At 57.6% G+C, this 16,970-nt stretch carries 14 protein-coding genes and 5 pseudogenes; 14 read left to right on the top strand and 5 right to left on the bottom strand.

The annotated features are described in order from the left end of the window. Positions 1 to 400: 400 nt before the first annotated feature. Positions 401 to 798: pseudogene (locus ACP7E0_RS30760) on the top strand (DMT family transporter); the annotation flags it as partial. 12 nt (positions 799 to 810) lie between these two features. On the opposite strand, the pseudogene ACP7E0_RS30755 reads toward ACP7E0_RS30760, so the two are convergent. Then, a pseudogene (locus ACP7E0_RS30755) lies at positions 811 to 917 on the bottom strand (DMT family transporter); the annotation flags it as partial. Positions 918 to 1,172: 255 nt separating this feature from the next. Here ACP7E0_RS30755 and ACP7E0_RS30750 point away from each other — a divergent pair. The 5 genes and pseudogenes from ACP7E0_RS30750 to ACP7E0_RS30730 all read left to right on the top strand — a co-directional run. After that, positions 1,173 to 1,295, top strand: a complete 123-nt coding sequence (locus ACP7E0_RS30750) for a hypothetical protein (RefSeq protein WP_426130661.1) — start codon at positions 1,173 to 1,175, stop codon at positions 1,293 to 1,295. A 219-nt stretch (positions 1,296 to 1,514) separates the two neighbouring features. Next, the gene (locus ACP7E0_RS30745) at positions 1,515 to 1,748 is read left to right on the top strand and encodes a hypothetical protein (RefSeq protein WP_426130659.1); all 234 of its coding nucleotides are present in this window, start codon (positions 1,515 to 1,517) and stop codon (positions 1,746 to 1,748) included. Between the two features lie 13 nt (positions 1,749 to 1,761). Beyond that, a pseudogene (locus tag ACP7E0_RS30740) lies at positions 1,762 to 1,945 on the top strand (alpha/beta fold hydrolase); the annotation flags it as partial. Further along, positions 1,946 to 2,075: pseudogene (locus ACP7E0_RS30735) on the top strand (SAM-dependent methyltransferase); the annotation flags it as partial. A gap of 15 nt (positions 2,076 to 2,090) precedes the next feature. Continuing rightward, a pseudogene (locus ACP7E0_RS30730) lies at positions 2,091 to 2,219 on the top strand (SAM-dependent methyltransferase); the annotation flags it as partial. Between the two features lie 414 nt (positions 2,220 to 2,633). On the opposite strand, the gene ACP7E0_RS30725 reads toward ACP7E0_RS30730, so the two are convergent. After that, positions 2,634 to 4,013, bottom strand: coding sequence for an enoyl ACP reductase FabMG family protein (locus tag ACP7E0_RS30725; protein WP_426130657.1), 1,380 nt, complete (start codon positions 4,011 to 4,013; stop codon positions 2,634 to 2,636). Positions 4,014 to 4,590: 577 nt separating this feature from the next. Then, positions 4,591 to 4,992 carry a hypothetical protein gene (locus ACP7E0_RS30720; protein WP_426130757.1) on the bottom strand — a complete coding sequence of 134 codons (402 nt, stop codon included), beginning with the start codon at positions 4,990 to 4,992 and terminating at the stop codon, positions 4,591 to 4,593. On the opposite strand from ACP7E0_RS30720, the gene ACP7E0_RS30715 reads away from it, so the two are divergent. Continuing rightward, on the top strand, positions 4,928 to 5,428 hold the full coding sequence (locus tag ACP7E0_RS30715; protein ID WP_426130656.1) for a BA14K family protein: 501 nt from the start codon (positions 4,928 to 4,930) through the stop codon (positions 5,426 to 5,428). The genes ACP7E0_RS30720 and ACP7E0_RS30715 overlap by 65 nt on opposite strands. Positions 5,429 to 5,825: 397 nt before the next feature. On the opposite strand, the gene ACP7E0_RS30710 is transcribed toward ACP7E0_RS30715, so the two are convergent. After that, positions 5,826 to 6,044: a hypothetical protein gene (locus tag ACP7E0_RS30710; protein WP_426130654.1), complete on the bottom strand. Its 219-nt coding sequence runs from the start codon at positions 6,042 to 6,044 to the stop codon at positions 5,826 to 5,828. A gap of 496 nt (positions 6,045 to 6,540) precedes the next feature. On the opposite strand from ACP7E0_RS30710, the gene ACP7E0_RS30705 reads away from it, so the two are divergent. The 7 genes from ACP7E0_RS30705 to ACP7E0_RS30675 all read left to right on the top strand — a co-directional run bounded on the left by ACP7E0_RS30705 (position 6,541) and on the right by ACP7E0_RS30675 (position 16,188). After that, on the top strand, positions 6,541 to 7,587 hold the full coding sequence (locus tag ACP7E0_RS30705; RefSeq protein WP_426130653.1) for a LacI family DNA-binding transcriptional regulator: 1,047 nt from the start codon (positions 6,541 to 6,543) through the stop codon (positions 7,585 to 7,587). 132 nt (positions 7,588 to 7,719) lie between these two features. Beyond that, the gene (locus ACP7E0_RS30700; RefSeq protein WP_426130651.1) at positions 7,720 to 8,988 is read left to right on the top strand and encodes an ABC transporter substrate-binding protein; all 1,269 of its coding nucleotides are present in this window, start codon (positions 7,720 to 7,722) and stop codon (positions 8,986 to 8,988) included. A 104-nt stretch (positions 8,989 to 9,092) separates the two neighbouring features. Continuing rightward, positions 9,093 to 9,989 carry a carbohydrate ABC transporter permease gene (locus ACP7E0_RS30695; protein ID WP_426130649.1) on the top strand — a complete coding sequence of 299 codons (897 nt, stop codon included), beginning with the start codon at positions 9,093 to 9,095 and terminating at the stop codon, positions 9,987 to 9,989. Continuing rightward, positions 9,986 to 10,801, top strand: a complete 816-nt coding sequence (locus ACP7E0_RS30690) for a carbohydrate ABC transporter permease (protein ID WP_426130647.1) — start codon at positions 9,986 to 9,988, stop codon at positions 10,799 to 10,801. Before ACP7E0_RS30695 ends, ACP7E0_RS30690 begins: the two co-directional genes overlap by 4 nt. A gap of 12 nt (positions 10,802 to 10,813) precedes the next feature. After that, entirely contained in the window at positions 10,814 to 13,060 is a 2,247-nt protein-coding gene (locus ACP7E0_RS30685; protein WP_426130645.1) for a glycoside hydrolase family 2 protein, read from the top strand. A gap of 9 nt (positions 13,061 to 13,069) precedes the next feature. Next, complete coding sequence (locus ACP7E0_RS30680) at positions 13,070 to 14,158, top strand: ABC transporter ATP-binding protein (RefSeq protein ID WP_426130644.1); 1,089 nt, start codon at positions 13,070 to 13,072, stop codon at positions 14,156 to 14,158. Positions 14,159 to 14,178: 20 nt separating this feature from the next. Then, positions 14,179 to 16,188: an aldo/keto reductase gene (locus ACP7E0_RS30675; protein ID WP_426130642.1), complete on the top strand. Its 2,010-nt coding sequence runs from the start codon at positions 14,179 to 14,181 to the stop codon at positions 16,186 to 16,188. Positions 16,189 to 16,386: 198 nt separating this feature from the next. On the opposite strand, the gene ACP7E0_RS30670 is transcribed toward ACP7E0_RS30675, so the two are convergent. Further along, positions 16,387 to 16,830 (bottom strand): Fic family protein, encoded by a 444-nt coding sequence (locus ACP7E0_RS30670; RefSeq protein ID WP_426130640.1) that lies wholly within the window; start codon positions 16,828 to 16,830, stop codon positions 16,387 to 16,389. Positions 16,831 to 16,970: the final 140 nt, after the last annotated feature.

Here is a 16,970-nt window from a genome sequence, read left to right as displayed (position 1 = left end):
CAGGTATTCTGTCACGGGTCCCGGCGTCGGAAATTCACTTATTGTGTCATCCACATTTCAGTTACAGTGCCGATTTTAGAGTGAATGTCGTGAACGAAAAATAGTGGGACGCCAATGTTGCTACTGTAACATACGCCCCGGCACTGACAGGCCGGATTGCGTGGGGGCCGTGCCAGCCACAGAGCATACGAGATGTTAGGGGGAGGGCGGCTTTCGTAGGGTACAAATTGCTGAAGTCGCCGACATCGTCGATGTCGGATACGCTTGGGGGATGAAGTGACAGAGGGATTCGCAAAACCGCCACCCAATTCAGAATTGGCAGCATGGTAGGCCGAGCCTTTAGCATTCATCCTGCGTTCCGGATTTGATACTATCAATATCGGTACTGCGATGTTCTCAAATCGCTTCAAGCCCACTTCGAAAGGCCAATCCGCTTGTCTTTGTGATCGCGTTTGGTCCGGTGGGCTGCTGAGCCTGATGGTGCATTTGAATGGCGAGCTCGCTCGCGCTGGCAATCCACTTTTGTCATCCTGGATTGCGCACGGTACCGGAACAGTTGCGGCGCTTGTTCTTCTTGCCTTTTTTTACCGGATTGCAGGGAAAAGCGAGAGGAGCACCCCACCCCCCTTCTGAGCTTACCTTGGAGGCATATCAGGAGCTGCTACCGTCATATTGTCTTCGCTTGCCCTGAATTCGCCGGTCGGGCTTCCAGGTACGATGGCCCTTGGCCTTGCGGGTCAGCTGGCCTTCAGCTTCTCTGCGGATAAATGGGGACTGTTCGGCTTGCCGAACCGGCAGTTGACGGCGCAGAAAGGAGGCGATGAGCGGTGACGTGGAAAAGCTTAGACGCCCGTTGAGCAGACGGCTTAGGGCCACAAGAATACCGGCAGACAGGCGGAAAGTAAGAACACGGTCATTTTGAACTCGAAAGGATGATGAGCATGCTGCCCTTCAGAACAAGGGTGAGCGCAACGAAATCCTGGAATCACATTGTCGGCTTTGGGTTCCTGACGATCATCGGGCTTGCCATCGGCGGGCTCATACCCGCCGGCGCATTTGATGCCCCTGGTACGCCTATCTGGGAGGCCCCGTCGGTGTTGTCTTCGTTGCCTCCGGAAGCTGGGTGATCACGCGGATCGGCGCCATGAATACCGCTGATAATCGGAGGACAGATGACCGGCAGCGTAGCAATCGACCTTCTGAAATCGACGACATCGACGTTTTGGCTGGCGAGCCTCGGCATTGTCGTGATCATCGGCGGTATGGTCATCTCTCAACGCCGGGCCAAGGACTGACGAACTGGTTCCTGGCGATAGTGCCGCGAGAAGGACGATACGCTTTTCCCAGTGAACGGCAGCATACAAAATCCGTTCCCCTACGTCACGGGACGTGAACTCCTGGACAATCTGCTATTTCAATCCCCCGTCACCCATTGACTTCGGCATTTTTCACCACGATAGGGTCAAGCCAAAAAATGTGGTAAGCGCCAGCCAAACAACAACAGGAGTGCAAGAGTGAGCGAACCGACCGTAGCAGATGCAACAAACCGCATTTATGAATCGCTCCAGGCGGACAACGCCGACATCGACGTGCACATCGCTAACCTCAAGGCAGCGTTGATGCGGGCGGGTTTGAAAGAGGCCTTATTCGACCCGGCTAGGCTCGTGCAGAACAACCGTTCTGGCAGAAAGCTCATGCAGGCCTACTTTCGGCAGCGCGGCGTGACGGTGAAATACTCGGCTTCGTGAGCCTTCCTGTTGGGTTGCCGCGCAATTACTCTGGAACATGCAGGGGATCGATGTGCTGGGTCTCGCTGCAACGCTTCGCGTCCCGACGTTGATTGCGCTTAGCCGTGGTGAGATGCGTGCCTTTCGATCAAGGCTGTAAACTCGCCGCTGCAATTCCGGGTGCACGATTCGTGCCGCTTGAGAGCAGGAACCACGTCGATGGGCACGACATTGACCTGATCACCTGCTTCGACTGCTTGCACGACATAGCGACCCTGAGGCGGCGGCTGTTCAAATCCGCAAAGCACTAAGGACGACGGCACTTGGATGGTCGTCGAGCCGATGGCGGGCACACCCTCGAGGACAATACTGGCGCTTGGCGCTCAAGCAGGAGAAAAGCGGTTGGCTGAGGTTATCCGGTCAGGTGGTTTTACTCGTGTGCGGCGGGCAGCCGAGACTCCACTCAACATGATTCTTGAGGCTACCGGATGAGCCGATCGCGGCGCACAGGGCGAAAACTTGGCCAACGGGAACAGACGTGAGGGAATGCGCCACGCGTTGGCTATGGGCGTTATGCTGGCAACAAGTATCGTAATCTCGGACAGCTCATCACTCGGGAATTATCCACTCGAAGCGATCTCGCCGGCGACCAGGACGTTCCCATCCGAGGTGATCGCAACGCTGGCCCCGCATTCTGTGCTCGTGCGCATTGGGCTGAGCAGTGAGAAAGCTGCGTTTGTCACAGGCCAGAGCATCATGGTGGATGGCGGCTACAACATCGCGAATATGGGTTACCGCCCCTGTTCCCGAGAAGCATGATCGCAATTGGCCAGCGCAATCCCGCCAAATCCGTCGTCTCCTTCCGGCATAATAGACACCAGCTTACAAGCTAGGCTTGGCAAGCCATCAAGCCATCTCGAGGTGCGACGTTTCCACCTCTTGTGCGCTCAACGGTGCCGGAGACTTCGATTGCGGGTGGGAAGCGTTAAGCCGCCGCGCCACGATATCGTGGTTGAGCCACTGGACGGGACCGGACGGGTTTGAGGTTTCCCCGAAAATAAGCTGCCCAGTCGCCTCCACGACGAGACCGCTCAGAAGGTCGCTGATCATCTCCTTGCTGTTCCGATGCATCTGGGTGATCTCGTTGGATGTTCCGATTGTCAGATCAGCCTGAGCCTGGCTGTTTGCCATGGGCCATGCCGAGAAGTCATAAAACGGGCGCATGACCTCGCTGGCCTGCATGTCGGTGATTTTACGGAACACATCCTTCATCGTCAGACCGTCTGCCAAAAGCTGCTCGCACGCCTGCCACTGTTCCTCTGCCCATTGGCCACCGTTCTCTTTCTTCAACGCAAGCAGCAGCGGTATCAGGGGCAGCTCGATGCCGGTAAACACGTCGGACGAATTGGTCCGGATTTCGGGACAATTGTAGACCGTTGCCTTGACACCCGCCGCCCAGGCTTCTTCTGCAATGCGCTCCAGCCGCATCTTCGCATAACCTTGAGTGTAGTTGGTGTAGGTCTGCCATCGATAGCTTCCGTCAATCAGCACTGCCGATCCGTGGTAACCGTAGGCAGTATACCGGACCTGACCGCCCGAAGCCTCTACTCGCTCGCGGATCGCCGCGCTGAAGTCGATGAGATGCCGAAACGTGTTTGCGGATACGTCGTCAAAATTCTGCAAGATGAGTTTACCCATATCGCTGTCGATCAACGCCTGCGACGACATGTGGCGGGTTCCCACTCCCTTGTAGATTCGATTGGCGACGACCAGAAATACCTTTGCCTTCGGGATGCCCCCGGCCATTGTGTGGGCGAAGAAGACATTGCGGCCCGCGGCGATCATTCCATCAAGAACGGCCATGACCTTTGCCAGTGACTGTGTAAAACGCGCAGTGGCAATGTCTCGGCACTGCTCGACGTAGTCCCAGTCGAGTTTGTCGTGTTCCCAACTCTCAAGCGTCATCTTCGCCAAGAGGTCGGTGGGAGTCGGGCTGTCTGCGGGCGCATCAAGATCGAAGCCAGCCATGAGAGGTATATTGATGATCTTGCCACCAAGCCGTGCTTCGGCCGAGGAGAGTTCGTCGGCGTCAAGTGGCCGAAGCGCGTTGTTTTCGTCGCGCCGCCCGACGGTGATCCCGACGATCTCCATTCCAGCCCGTCTGGCCTCTTCGAGCAGGCCAGTGGCGTATCCGCGACCGAACAGTTCGCCGAAGAGGACGAAAACATCGCCTTTACGGAAGACGTTGTTTTCGGACAGACGATTCAATCCAATCGGTTTTTCCATGCTGTCGGCTCTTTGGTTCGTTCGTCGAGCAGTGGCTCTGACACGCTTTGACAAAGACATGACCGTTCTTTCACAGAATGGGAACTCATTTTCGATGACCGTTCATTTCAAAACGTGAAGTCCGGCAAGCGTTTGCCGATATCTTTTGTTCGTACATTACGGGAAACGCCGAGGCAGTTTGAGATCGGCTTGTCGTTAACGACCGTCGCATTTGTAGGAAACGCTCGTCAAATGGCTGCTGGTGGGGGCAATGGGCGTTGTTAAATCCCTTTGTGGTGCGGCCCTGTCGTTGCCGTAGTCGTCTAAATACCGAAGCGGGTATTGGCTCGCGCTCGCCTTGAGCCCTCGCTCGCTGAAACGGAGGACTTCGAATTTGAAACAACTGACCTTTCGCAAGGCGTCGCGGCCGATCTGGTAACGAAAGCAGGCTTGCTTGCAGATGACGTTTTAGGTGCATCTCCGGAAACCATCCGGCCGGAGGACGCGGTCTGATACCGCGAAGCATTTTCGGAGATAGACGAGAACCCCAATCAATTTTTGTGCGTCGTCGAGGATGAAGTGAGGTCGTTGGTACGTTTCAGCTGGCCTTCATTCCCGGATTATCCAGCGGCGGAATGAAGCGCGCTCCAATCGAGGCTGTTCGCGTTTCCCTTTCGAGACGGGGCGAGAGATCGGGGAAATTATAAATGGGCCATCGAATACGGCCGTTCGCACGGATGTTCGCGATTAACAGGCTTTCGCGCAGGACGATGCGACACGCGAGTTGTTCGTATTTGAAGCAAAAACTCTCCTGCTTATGCATAATTTCTCGCGTCGACATCGATTTTAAGGTAAGATTAAGCCGCGCATTTAAGGGGCTGCAGCGTCCTTGCGCGCCTGGTTCGACGCAGGCCCCGCGGAGGAAGGTGAAGCCAATGAAAAGGTTCGCAATCTTTGCTTTGTCGCTGGTAACGGTGCTGACGAGCGTTCCGCCGGCCATGGCGTTTCCCACCGTTGCCGTGCCCAAGATCGACGTCGCAGAGGCGCAGCCGGTCCAGTATAGGCGTTACCGCGGCGGTTACGACCGTGGATACCGGGGCGGATACCGGGGCGGCTACCGCGGCTACCGTGGGTATAGACACAACGGTGACGACGATTGGGCATGGGCACTTGGCGGACTCGCGACCGGCGCAATTATCGGCGGATTACTGGCGCAGCCGAGGTATTATGGCCCAAGCTACTATGATGAGGGCTACTACGGCCCGACCTATTATCGTCCGCGCTACTATGCGCCACGCAATTACCGGCAAGTCTATTACGGCGGCAACACGCACACACGCTGGTGCTATGCGCGCTACCGGTCCTACAGGGCTTACGACAATACGTTCCAGCCCTTCCACGGTCCGCGACGGGCGTGCATCTCATCCTACTATTGATTTCGCACGTCGTTGGCGACCCGCCCGGCGCTCTTTCTGGATCCGACGACCAAAGGTCGCACGCACATTGACCTTTGGTAGACGGGTTCTCACACCGTGCCTGAAAACGAGAAAGCCCGTCGTGGGAGGAGGTGTATCGCTTCGAACGGATACGCGTTCCCGCTGCCATCAATAGGCCTGGCCGCAGCCAAGCCATGCGAAACCTGTAAGGTCTCATCTTGAAGCAAGACGTCTCCAGCACAGCGCCTGGCAGGAGGCAAGAGACACAGAAACGCCGCGTCATCAGCGGGCAACGCTGTCGATGTCGGCGCGATTGATACCGAGGTCCTGCAGTTCGCGCGAGTACAATGTCGGGGCCATCGAGCGGCGTGCCAGCGGGCTCAAAGCGCCAATCCGTTTATAATTTCACAATTATGCGCCCTACATTCATCGCCAAGGTCACGGCACGAACAACCATAAGGACCATCATCGCGATCCACAACCCGTGACTGCCCAAGATTTGCTGCAATAGAAATGCCGTGACGAGGAAGATGACGGTCGAAATGAACATGCTATTGCGCAATTCCCGGGTGCGCATTGCCCCAATGATTACTCCGTCGAGCATGTAGCCGGTCACGGAGACTCGCGGGATGGCAACCGCACGCACATCCTCCTGGTTGGTAATTCCGGCAGTTTTGACGAGGTCCGCCGCCCGGCAAAAGTTCGCTCCCTTGTTGGGCGACCGACCAGCGCAGGTCCGACGTTTCCTTTGATTGCACTTCAATCAGAGAATCGGCGTAAAACAGCACGCCCCCTCGCCACTTCAAAACGACCGATAATGTATCAAACGCTTTGTCGCAAACTGGGAAACCACCACAATCATCGAGCAGAGCCCCGAAAACGCCTCTCCGGAGACGCTGCACGATGCCACAGCATCGGTTCCGTCGCCGACAGATATATGGATACCTGATGAAATTTCACGGCTGCCTGTGCCACCAACCCACCAGGGATTAGGCCAAACACCGCCGATCACAGAAGCAACCTACCTTGCCGAGTAAACATTTACTGAAAACCATTTCGGAAATTTTGTGAATATGGCAGAGTGTGACGCTTGAAAAAAATGGAATGACGGAATGGTAACGATCAAGGAAATCGCCAAGGCAGTCGGCGTGTCTTCGGCGACAGTTTCGCGGGTGCTGAATTACGACCCCGTACTGTCGATCTCTCCCACGAAGCGACAGGCCATTATCGAGACCGCAGAGGCATTGAATTACGAGACGCCGCGCAACCGCAACAAGGCCAATGGTGCAACGGCACCCAGCCCATTGACCAAACTCGTCATTGTGCATTTCCTAGAACCGTCGGACGAGATCGCCGATCCCTACTATGTCGGCGTCCGGCTCGGCATCGAAACCCGCTGCCGCGACCTCAAAACGGAGATTGTCAAAGTCTTCCACTCCGACGCGCTGCCGGAAGCGGGACTGCTCGAAAGCGCCTCCGGCGTCATCGTCATCGGCAAACATTCCGACAAAGAGATCACCTGGTTGTCCGAGCATGCGCGGCATGTCGTCTTTGCCGATTTCGATCCCAGGAGCGATTGGATCGACAGCGTCTTTTCCGACATGGGTCTTGCCACGCTGAAGATCCTGGATTCCCTGAAATCCAGCCGCTACAGCCGCATCGGCTTCATCGGCAGCCACGAAAGCTTGAACGGCAGCGTCCAGCACTTCGCCGAAAGGCGCTGCGCCGCCTATATTGACTGGCAAAAGAAAAACAATACATTCGATCCGGCTTTGCTGGCGCTTGCCGACTGCTCGGGCGGTCAAAGCCTGCGGCTTGAAACTGGCTACCGCCTGGCGCGAGAGCTTCTGGCTCTGGCCCAGCGGCCAGACGTCATCGTAACCTCGAACGACAATATGGCGATCGGTGCCTATCGCGCCATTCAGGAGGCCGGCCTGTCTATCCCGAACGACATCGCTGTCATCTCATACAATGACATCCCGGTCGCTCAGTTCCTGACGCCACCCCTCACTACCGTGCGCATCCATGGAGAGCATATCGGCGAGACGGCGGTCGATCTGCTGCTGGAGCGGCTCTCGGGCCGTAGTTACGGCAAGCAGGTCCGCATTGCCACGGAACTGATCTGGCGCGGCAGCTGCCGCAAACCTCTGGAATCCTGACGCTTTCTTCCAGCCTTCGTTATGCGATAAATATTTACTAAATTTTCCTTGCTTGTTTTCGAAAATTGAGTAAATTTTGCAGAGGTGCAGGAGAGGAGACCCTGCCCCATTAGAGTTTCTTGGGAGGAAACGATGTATCACAGGACGATTCTGTCGCGCTTTTTGGCCGGTGCCCTTGCCGGCGCAAGCCTCTTTGCATCCACGGCTGCTTTTGCAGGCGAAGTCACCATCTGGTGCTGGGACCCGAACTTCAACGTCGCCATCATGAAGGAAGCTGCCGCGCGTTACACGGCACAGCATTCCGGCACCACGTTTAACATCGTCGATTTCGCCAAGGCCGACGTCGAGCAGAAGCTACAGACCGCACTTGCTTCCGGCACGACGGACGCGCTACCGGATATTGTCCTGATCGAGGATTACGGCGCGCAGAAATATCTCCAGTCTTTCCCCGGCGCTTTCGCCGAGCTTTCCAGCAAGATCGATTTTTCCGGGTTCGCTCCCTACAAGGTCCAACTGATGACGGTCGATGGGGCAGTCTACGGCATGCCGTTCGATTCCGGGGTTACTGGCCTCTACTACCGTAAAGACTATATCGAACAGGCCGGCTTCAAGCCCGAGGATATGCAAAACCTCACCTGGGATCGCTTCATAGAGATCGGCAAGCAGGTGGAGGCCAAGACCGGCAAGAAAATGCTTGGCCTGGATGTCAATGACGCTGGCTTCATCCGCATTCTGATGCAGTCCGCCGGCGGCTGGTATTTCGACAAGGACGGCAAGCTGTCCATCGAGGGCAATCCGGCGCTGAAGGCAGCGCTTGAAACTGAACAGAAGATCCTGCAAGCGGGCATTTACAAGCCGGCTGCGGGCTGGACCGAGTGGGTCGGAACCTTCACCACGGGCGATGTTGCGACCGTAACGACGGGCGTCTGGATCACCGGCACCGTCAAAGCGCAGGCTGACCAGTCCGGCAAGTGGAGCGTAGCGCCGATACCCAAACTCAATGTCGAGGGCGCTTCGAATGCTTCGAACCTCGGTGGGTCGAGCTGGTACGTTACTGCGAATTCCGCAGAAAAAGACGAGGCGATCGACTTTTTGAATGAAGTCTACGCCAAGGACGTCGATTTTTATCAGAAGATTCTGGCCGAGCGGGGCGCCGTCGGTTCGCTGCTCGCCGCGCGCACCGGCAAGGCCTACTCGGAAGCCGATCCCTTCTTCGGCGGCGAAAAGGTCTGGCAGAATTTTTCCGACTGGCTGGTGAAAGTCCCCTCCGTCAACTATGGCGTCTTCACCAACGAGGTGGACACGGCCGTGACGGCACATTTGCCCTCCCTCGGACAGGGTACTCCGGTTGACGATGTGCTTAAGGCAATCGACAGCCAGGCGCAGGGCCAGATTCAGTAAAAATCCTCCCCGGCGGGCTGCGACCGCCCGTCTTTTCCCGGAATGTCGCGCGACCCCTTGGCGTGGCATTCCGGTCCTTGTTCCTTGGCAACGAAGGTCGTCCCATGGCTACCGGCAAAACAGGCGGGTTGAAACGCTATTATGATCTGAATGGCTGGCTGTTCATCGCCCCTTCGCTCCTTCTGATCGCAGTGTTCCTTGTCTATCCAATTTTGCGTTCGCTCTATCTGTCGTTTTTCTCCGGCAAGGGCATGATGATGAAGTTTGCCGGCTTCGGAAACGTGGTCCGGCTGTGGAACGATCCGGTTTTCCTCCAGGCGCTGAAAAATACCGTCACCTTCTTCGTAATGCAGGTCCCGATCATGATCGTGCTGGCGCTGCTGCTTGCCTCCGTGCTCAACAATGACCGGTTGAAATTTATTGGTTTTTTCCGCACGGCGATTTTCCTGCCCTGCGTCGCGTCTCTGGTCGCCTATTCGGTTCTGTTCAAGAGTATGTTTTCCGTCGACGGCGTGGTGAACCAGGCCTTGTTCGCCATTGGCTTCATCGACACGCCCATCGGGTGGCTGACAGAGCCCTTCTGGGCCAAGGTTCTGGTGATCCTTGCCATCACCTGGCGCTGGACCGGCTACAACATGATCTTCTATCTGGCCGCGCTCCAGAACATCGACAAGTCGATCTATGAGGCGGCGCGGATTGACGGCGTACCGGCATGGGCGCGGTTCCTCTACATAACGGTGCCCATGTTGAAGCCGGTGATCCTCTTCACCACGATCATCTCGACGATCGGCACGATTCAACTTTTCGACGAAGTCTACAACCTCACCGAGGGACGCGGCGGCCCGGCAAACGCGACCATCACCCTATCGCTTTACATCTATAACCTTACCTTCCGCTTCATGCCGAGTTTCGGCTATGCGGCCACGATCTCCTACGTGATCGTGCTCATGGTGGCTCTCTTGTCCTTCCTGCAGTTCTATGCCGCGAGGGACCGCTCATGAACGTCTCGCGCATCCTGACAACTGCGTCGCAATACGCTTTCCTCGGCGTTGCAGCTTTCTTGTCGCTGTTTCCCTTTTTCTGGATGGTGATCAGTTCGACGAACACCTCGATCGACATTATCAGCGGCCAGATGAGCTTCGGAGAGGCCTTTCGCACCAATGTCACGAATTTCTTCACGCTGGTCGATGTGCCACTGGTTTTCTGGAACTCGGCGAAAGTCGCCGTGCTGGCGACACTGCTGACGATCCTCGTTTCGTCGCTCGCAGGTTATGGCTTCGAGATGTTCAAATCGAAGGCACGCGACCGGATCTATTCGCTGGTGCTCTTGACGCTGATGGTCCCGTTTGCCGCGCTGATGATCCCGCTGTTCATGATGATGGCAAAAACGGGACTGATCAACACGCATGTCGCCATCCTGCTGCCGACGATCGCCTCTGCCTTCATCATCTTCTACTTCCGCCAGTCGACCAAAGCATTTCCGACGGAGCTGCGGGATGCTGCCAAGGTAGACGGCCTCAAGGAATGGCAGATTTTCCTCTACATCTATGTTCCGGTGATGCGCTCAACCTATGCGGCCGCCTTCGTGATCGTCTTCATGGTCAACTGGAACAACTATCTCTGGCCGCTCATCGTCCTTCAATCGAATGACACCAAGACGATTACACTCGTCGTCTCCTCGCTCGCCTCGGCCTACTACCCCGATTACGGCGTGGTCATGATCGGTACGATCCTCGCCACGCTGCCCACCCTCCTCGTCTTCTTCGTCATGCAGCGCCAGTTCGTCCAAGGCATGCTGGGCTCAGTGAAATAGGAAATTTCGTCAATGCGCATTACCGAAGGTTTCAACGGAAACTGGATTTTCAGCCATGGTTTCGATCAGGCCAGCGTTAACAGCCTTCAACCGGGCGAAACGGTACGCCTACCCCACAGCGCCGTGGAACTGCCCTACAATTATTTCGACGAGACCGCATACCAGAAGCCCTTCACCTATCAGAAGCGCTTTGAGTGGCGGCCGGAATTCGAGGACCGCGAAGTATCGCTCGTCTTCGATGCGGCGATGGCAGACAGCGTCGTCTATCTCAACGGCAAAGAGATCATCGCCCACAAGGATGGCTACACGCCATTCGAGGCTCGCCTAACGCCGCATCTGAAGCGTGGCGAAAATCTTGTTACCGTGAAGATCGACGGTTCGGAAAACCCCGAAATCCCGCCGTTCGGCGGCCAGATCGACTACCTCTGCTATGCCGGCATCTACCGCGATGTCTGGCTGAAGATCGCAAGCCCGGTCTCGATCGCCAACGTCAAGATCGAAACGCCGGATGCCCTTGCCGAAGTAAAGACAGTGACGGCGCGCGTCTTCCTCACCAACCCGCAAGGTCTCAGCCTTTCCGGCACGCTTGCCGCAAAAATCCGACGGCCGGGCGGTGGCGAAGTCGCTTCCGCGACAGTTGCTGTGAGCGGCAATGAAGTCTTCCTGACCTTCTCGGATCTGTCCGGCATCGATCTGTGGGATCTCGACAACCCCACCCTCTATGCCCTGTCGCTCAAGCTTGAAACAGAACATGGCGAAGACGTCCTGACCCATCGCTTTGGCTTCCGCACCGCTCAATTCACGCCGGATGGTTTCCTCCTCAACGGCAAGCCCCTGAAACTGCGTGGCCTCAATCGTCACCAGGCCTGGCCACACGCGGGCTATGCGATGGGCCGCCGGGCGCAGGAAAAAGATGCCGATATCCTGAAATATGAACTCGCGTGCAGCATCGTGCGCACCTCGCACTATCCGCAATCAAAGTGGTTCCTCGACCGCTGCGACGAGATCGGCCTGCTTTGCTTCGAGGAGATTCCCGGCTGGCAGCATATCGGCGGCGAAGCTTGGCAGCAGGAATCGATCGAAAATGTCCGCCGCATGATCGAGCGCGACTGGAATCATCCCTCGATCATCATCTGGGGCGTTCGCATCAATGAAAGCCAGGACAACCAGGCCTTCTACGCGGAGACGAACCGGCTGGCGCGCGAACTCGACCCGACACGCCAGACCGGCGGAGTGCGCTTCATCACCAATTCGGAGATGCTGGAAGACGTCTACACGATGAATGACTTCATTCTCGGCCAAGAGGAAATGCCGGGCAACAATCGCGGCCGCGTCGTGTTGCGCGACCGGGTGGAGACGACCGGCATCACCAAGCCGATACCTTACATGATCACCGAGTATAACGGCCACATGTATCCGACAAAACGCTTCGACCAGGAACAGCGCCAGGCCGAACATGTCACCCGTCACCTGCTGATCCTCAATGCCGTGGCCGGTGACACGAATATCTCCGGCTCCACCGGTTGGTGCATGTTCGACTACAACACCCACAAGGACTTCGGCTCCGGCGACCGCATCTGCTATCACGGTGTGCTTGACATGTATCGCATCCCGAAACTCGCTGCATACGCCTATTCCTCGCAGGGCAATCCGAAGGACAATGTCGTGCTGCAGCCGGTGACGTTCTGGGCGCGCGGCGAGCGCAATATCGGTGGCGTTCTGCCCCTGATCATCCTGACGAACTGCGACTATATCGATGTGAAATTCGGCGAGTGGCCGGCCAAACGCATCTATCCCGACGCGGAAAACTATCCGCACCTGCTGCATCCACCCGTGGTGCTCGATCTGCGCCACGTGACGCCAGAGGAATTCGGCACCTGGGGCCGCGTCTGGCGCGAAGGCACACTGACAGGGTTTGTCGATGGGAAGGCCGTGAAGACGATCACCATGCCCGCCGATCCGGTACCGACCACACTGGAGGTCACACCCGACGAGACGGCGTTGCGCAGTGGCGAGAAGGATGCCGTTCGTGTCGTCGTTCGCGCGCTTGATCAGTGCGGCAACCTGCTGCCGTTCTTCGAGGAACCGGTGTCCCTAGCGCTTGAAGGCCCCGGCCGCATCATCGGCCCTATAGACCACACGCTAAAAGGCGGCGCCACGGGGTTTTGGGTCGAGGCCGGCGACGAACCGGGTGTGCTCAACCTCACGGTCAAGAGCCGCCGCTTCGACACCCAGACCATCACCTTCACGATCAATTGAGAACCTCAAATGGCCGATGTTCGCCTGACCGACATACGTAAAAACTTCGGCGCCCTGGAGATCATCAAGGGTGTGGACCTCTCGATCAAGACCGGCGAGTTCGTTGTCTTCGTCGGGCCGTCCGGTTGCGGGAAATCGACACTCCTGCGGATGATCGCCGGCCTGGAAGACATTACGTCCGGCGAACTCACCATCGGCGGGACACGGATGAACGATGTCGATCCGTCCAAGCGCGGCATCGCCATGGTTTTCCAATCCTATGCGCTCTACCCGCATATGACGGTGCGCGAGAACATGGGTTTTGCCCTGAAATTCGCCGGCATGGCCAAAGAGGAGATCGCCCGGCGCGTCAACGATGCCGCCCGCATCCTTGAGCTGGGTCCGCTGATGGAACGGAAGCCGAAGGCGCTGTCGGGTGGCCAGCGCCAGCGTGTCGCCATCGGCCGCGCCATCGTGCGAAACCCGGACGTCTTCCTCTTCGACGAGCCACTCTCCAACCTCGACGCCGAATTGCGGGTGCATATGCGCGTTGAAATCGCCAAGCTGCACAAGGCGCTGAAATCGACTGTCATCTACGTGACACACGACCAGGTGGAAGCGATGACGCTTGCCGACAAGATTGTCGTGTTGCGTGCCGGCGAGGTCGAGCAGGTTGGCGCGCCGCTCGACCTCTACGACGACCCGGCCAATACCTTTGTCGCCGGTTTCATTGGCTCGCCGCGTATGAATTTCCTCAAAGGCCGCGTCATTGCCGCCGACGCCGGATACGTGACCGTGGCGCTCGCCAATCAGCCGGGCGTCAAACTGAACCTCGCTGTAGGCACTGAGGCCGTAAAAGCGGGCGACGCCGTGACCTTAGGCGTCCGGCCTGAGCATTTCCTTGACGCAGGCACGGGCGATGCCGACCTGACGCTTGAGATCGACGTTGCCGAACATCTTGGCAATACCAGCTACGTCTACGCCCATGTCTCCGCCGAGGAGCGGATCATCGTCGAGTATGAAGGGTTCCGCGGGGCAAGCTCCAGGAACACGCTGACTGTTGGCCTTTCGGCGGAAAAATCCTTCCTCTTCGACAGCACCGGAAATCGCATCCGATAAGGACATTAGAGGGCACCGCCATGAGCGATACACAACGGATACGCTGGGGGATCATTGGTCCGGGCACCATCGCCAAAACCTTTGCCGATGGCATTGCCCATTCCCGGACCGGTGTATTGACGGCGATTGCGACGCGCAACCCGGAAAAGCCCGGCCTTTCGGACGATTTCCCCAATGCGCGTATTCTGCACGGTTACGAGGCCTTGCTTGTCGATCCGCAGGTTGACGCGGTTTACATCGCCACCCCTCACACCGGTCATGCGGAATGGGCGATCAAGGCCGTCCGTGCCGGCAAGCATGTGCTGGTCGAAAAGCCGATCGCCTTGTCGGCCTATGAAGCAGAGACAATTTACCACGAGGCCAGCAAGGCCGGCGTGTTTGCCGGTGAGGCCTATATGTACCGCCTGCATCCGCAAACCCTGAAGATCGCCGATCTGGTTCGCAGCGGCACGATCGGCGCTGTTCGGGCGATCAAATCAAGTTTCGGCTTCGACATGGGTGCGGTAAAACCTGAGCACCGGCTGTTTTCCAACGAACTTGCCGGTGGTGGTATCCTCGACGTTGGTGGTTATCCGGTTTCCATGGCGCGGCTCATCGCCGGTGCGGCGGATGGCAAGCCTTTCCTTGAACCGCTGCAGGTTCTCGGCATGGGCCAACTCGGCGAAACCAACGTCGATGAATGGGCATCCGCTTTGCTTAAATTTCCAAACGGCACCGTCGCCGAGGTTTCGTGCTCCATTCGTGCGAAGCAGGATAACATGTTGCGCATCTTTGGCGCAAAGGGCTGCATCGAGGTTCCTGAATTCTGGTTCGCGTCGGGTCACACCGGCGGTATCGGAAAGATCGACATCACCCACAACGACGGCAACCGCGAGACTGTGGAGATTGATGAAAAGGGCTGGCTCTATTCCTTCGAGGTGGACGCCGCGAGAGAAGCGATACGCGAAGGCCGACAGGAATTTGCAGCGCCCGGCATGACCTGGGAGGATTCCATCGGCAATCTGCGGGTTATGGACCAGTGGCGTGGCGCCCTCGGTCTGGAATATGGAATCGAAAAGGCGGCCCAACGCCGCTTGAACATTCGCGGCGAGATCGTCCGTGCCGGCAATACGCTGCCGCACCGGAAAATTCCTGGAATCGCAAAGCCGATGTCGGCGGTGGCGCTCGGCTTCGAATTTTTCCCCAACTTCGCCGCCGCCTCGCTGACGCTCGACGCGTTCTACGAGGCGGGCGGCAACGTTTTGGATACAGCCTGGATCTACAACCGCGGGCTCACCGAAACGATCTTTGGCGACTGGTGGACGAGCCGTGCCGTGCCGCGCGAGGAGGTCGTACTGATCGGCAAGGGCGCGCACTCGCCCCTCGTCTATCCCGATCAAATCGGCAAGCAGCTCTCGCAGTCGCTTGATCGGCTTAAGACCGATTATGTCGATGTCTATTTCATGCACCGCGACGACGAACAGGTGCCGGTCGGCGAGTTCGTCGACGCGATGGACGCAGAAGTTCGCGCCGGGCGCATCCGTGGTGTTTTCGGCGGATCGAACTGGACGCAAGCCCGAATGGTGGAGGCGGTCGCGTATGCACAGGCAAACGGCAAGACTGTGCCCGGAGCGCTTTCCAACAACTTCTCGCTGGCCGAAATGCAGGATCCGATCTGGGCAGGCTGCGTCGCTGCCTCCGATGGCGACTGGAAGCACTGGCTCAACGAAATGCAGATACCCAATTTCGCCTGGTCCAGTCAGGGTCGCGGCTTCTTCACAGATCGTGCCGGCCGCGACAGGCACGACAACGAGGAGTTGGTGCGTTGCTGGTACAGCGAGCGCAACTTCATCCGTCGCGATCGCGCCATTGAACTGGCGGGGCGCCTGAACCGGAAGCCCATCCACATCGCGCTCGCCTATGTGCTGGCCCAGCCCTTCCCGGTCGTACCGCTCATAGGGCCGAGAACGGTGGCCGAACTGGACGATAGCCTTTCCGCGCTCGACATCAGTCTAGGCGCCGATGAGGTTGCGTGGTTGGACGGCCACTAGCAGTACGCGCCACATCGGTTCAATCGAGCGCGCCCAAAAGTATGCGACCCTCACCGACCTTGGTTAGATCGCGGAGGGACTGAGTGTCGCACCTGACGAGCTTGTGACGAAATGAAAGGCGTGCGGGTTGGGTCTTAGTTCGATGTCATTGCCGGCCTTGAGGCCAATGGCAAAACGCAGTCGGGGTTTGCCCTTGCTCTAGTTGTCTTTCCGGCCAGCAGTGGCTTGCGTGGACGGTGCTGGCGCTTTAACCAGCTCGGAGACAAAGTTCGTGAGAGGCACGATGTTTTCGTACTGGCTCGCCTCTTCCAGGGCGTTCATGTACTCGTCACGGCGCACGACAGGTATGATGGTCCACGGCGCTCCGCTCTCGGCAAGAAGCGCATTCATAATAAAGCGCGCTGTGCGTCCGTTCCCGTCCGGGAATGGGTGGATATAGGTGAATAGGAACGGGGCGAGGATTGCCTTCACGCGCACATCGGATTCCTCCGATATGCTCTCGAACAGTGCGTCCATGGCGTCGGCGATTGCATGAGGCGGTAAGGGGACATGCGAGGATCCCCGCAGATAGACATTGTGCGATCGGTAACCCGCGAGTTGGTGCGCGTTGATGATACCCGCGGTTACCGAAGGGCTGAACATGGCTCGGAACCAATCCGGGTGGGCGTTGGTGCACCGCTCAGCGACGGGTCATCATTCGGTCTTTGATGCGTTACTTATTTCGTTGCTGCCGTCGGTGCCTCGCAACGAATGGATTTCGAGCGTCCGCAGGCGAGCATTCG

Source organism: Pararhizobium sp. PWRC1-1 (assembly GCF_049897905.1).
Taxonomy (GTDB): domain Bacteria; phylum Pseudomonadota; class Alphaproteobacteria; order Rhizobiales; family Rhizobiaceae; genus Pararhizobium.
This window is presented reverse-complemented; position numbering and strand designations above follow the sequence as displayed.

What these genes read in the sequence shown, in the direction of transcription:
- ACP7E0_RS30680 (WP_426130644.1), top strand. Translation starts at nt 13,070, where the DNA reads ATGGCCGATGTTCGCCTGACCGACATACGTAAAAACTTCGGCGCCCTG.
- ACP7E0_RS30675 (WP_426130642.1), top strand. Translation starts at nt 14,179, where the DNA reads ATGAGCGATACACAACGGATACGCTGGGGGATCATTGGTCCGGGCACC.
- ACP7E0_RS30750 (WP_426130661.1), top strand. Translation starts at nt 1,173, where the DNA reads ATGACCGGCAGCGTAGCAATCGACCTTCTGAAATCGACGACATCGACG.
- ACP7E0_RS30670 (WP_426130640.1), bottom strand. Translation starts at nt 16,830, where the DNA reads ATGTTCAGCCCTTCGGTAACCGCGGGTATCATCAACGCGCACCAACTC.
- ACP7E0_RS30700 (WP_426130651.1), top strand. Translation starts at nt 7,720, where the DNA reads ATGTATCACAGGACGATTCTGTCGCGCTTTTTGGCCGGTGCCCTTGCC.
- ACP7E0_RS30695 (WP_426130649.1), top strand. Translation starts at nt 9,093, where the DNA reads ATGGCTACCGGCAAAACAGGCGGGTTGAAACGCTATTATGATCTGAAT.
- ACP7E0_RS30705 (WP_426130653.1), top strand. Translation starts at nt 6,541, where the DNA reads ATGGTAACGATCAAGGAAATCGCCAAGGCAGTCGGCGTGTCTTCGGCG.
- ACP7E0_RS30725 (WP_426130657.1), bottom strand. Translation starts at nt 4,013, where the DNA reads ATGGAAAAACCGATTGGATTGAATCGTCTGTCCGAAAACAACGTCTTC.
- ACP7E0_RS30715 (WP_426130656.1), top strand. Translation starts at nt 4,928, where the DNA reads ATGAAAAGGTTCGCAATCTTTGCTTTGTCGCTGGTAACGGTGCTGACG.
- ACP7E0_RS30690 (WP_426130647.1), top strand. Translation starts at nt 9,986, where the DNA reads ATGAACGTCTCGCGCATCCTGACAACTGCGTCGCAATACGCTTTCCTC.
- ACP7E0_RS30720 (WP_426130757.1), bottom strand. Translation starts at nt 4,992, where the DNA reads ATGGCCGGCGGAACGCTCGTCAGCACCGTTACCAGCGACAAAGCAAAG.
- ACP7E0_RS30685 (WP_426130645.1), top strand. Translation starts at nt 10,814, where the DNA reads ATGCGCATTACCGAAGGTTTCAACGGAAACTGGATTTTCAGCCATGGT.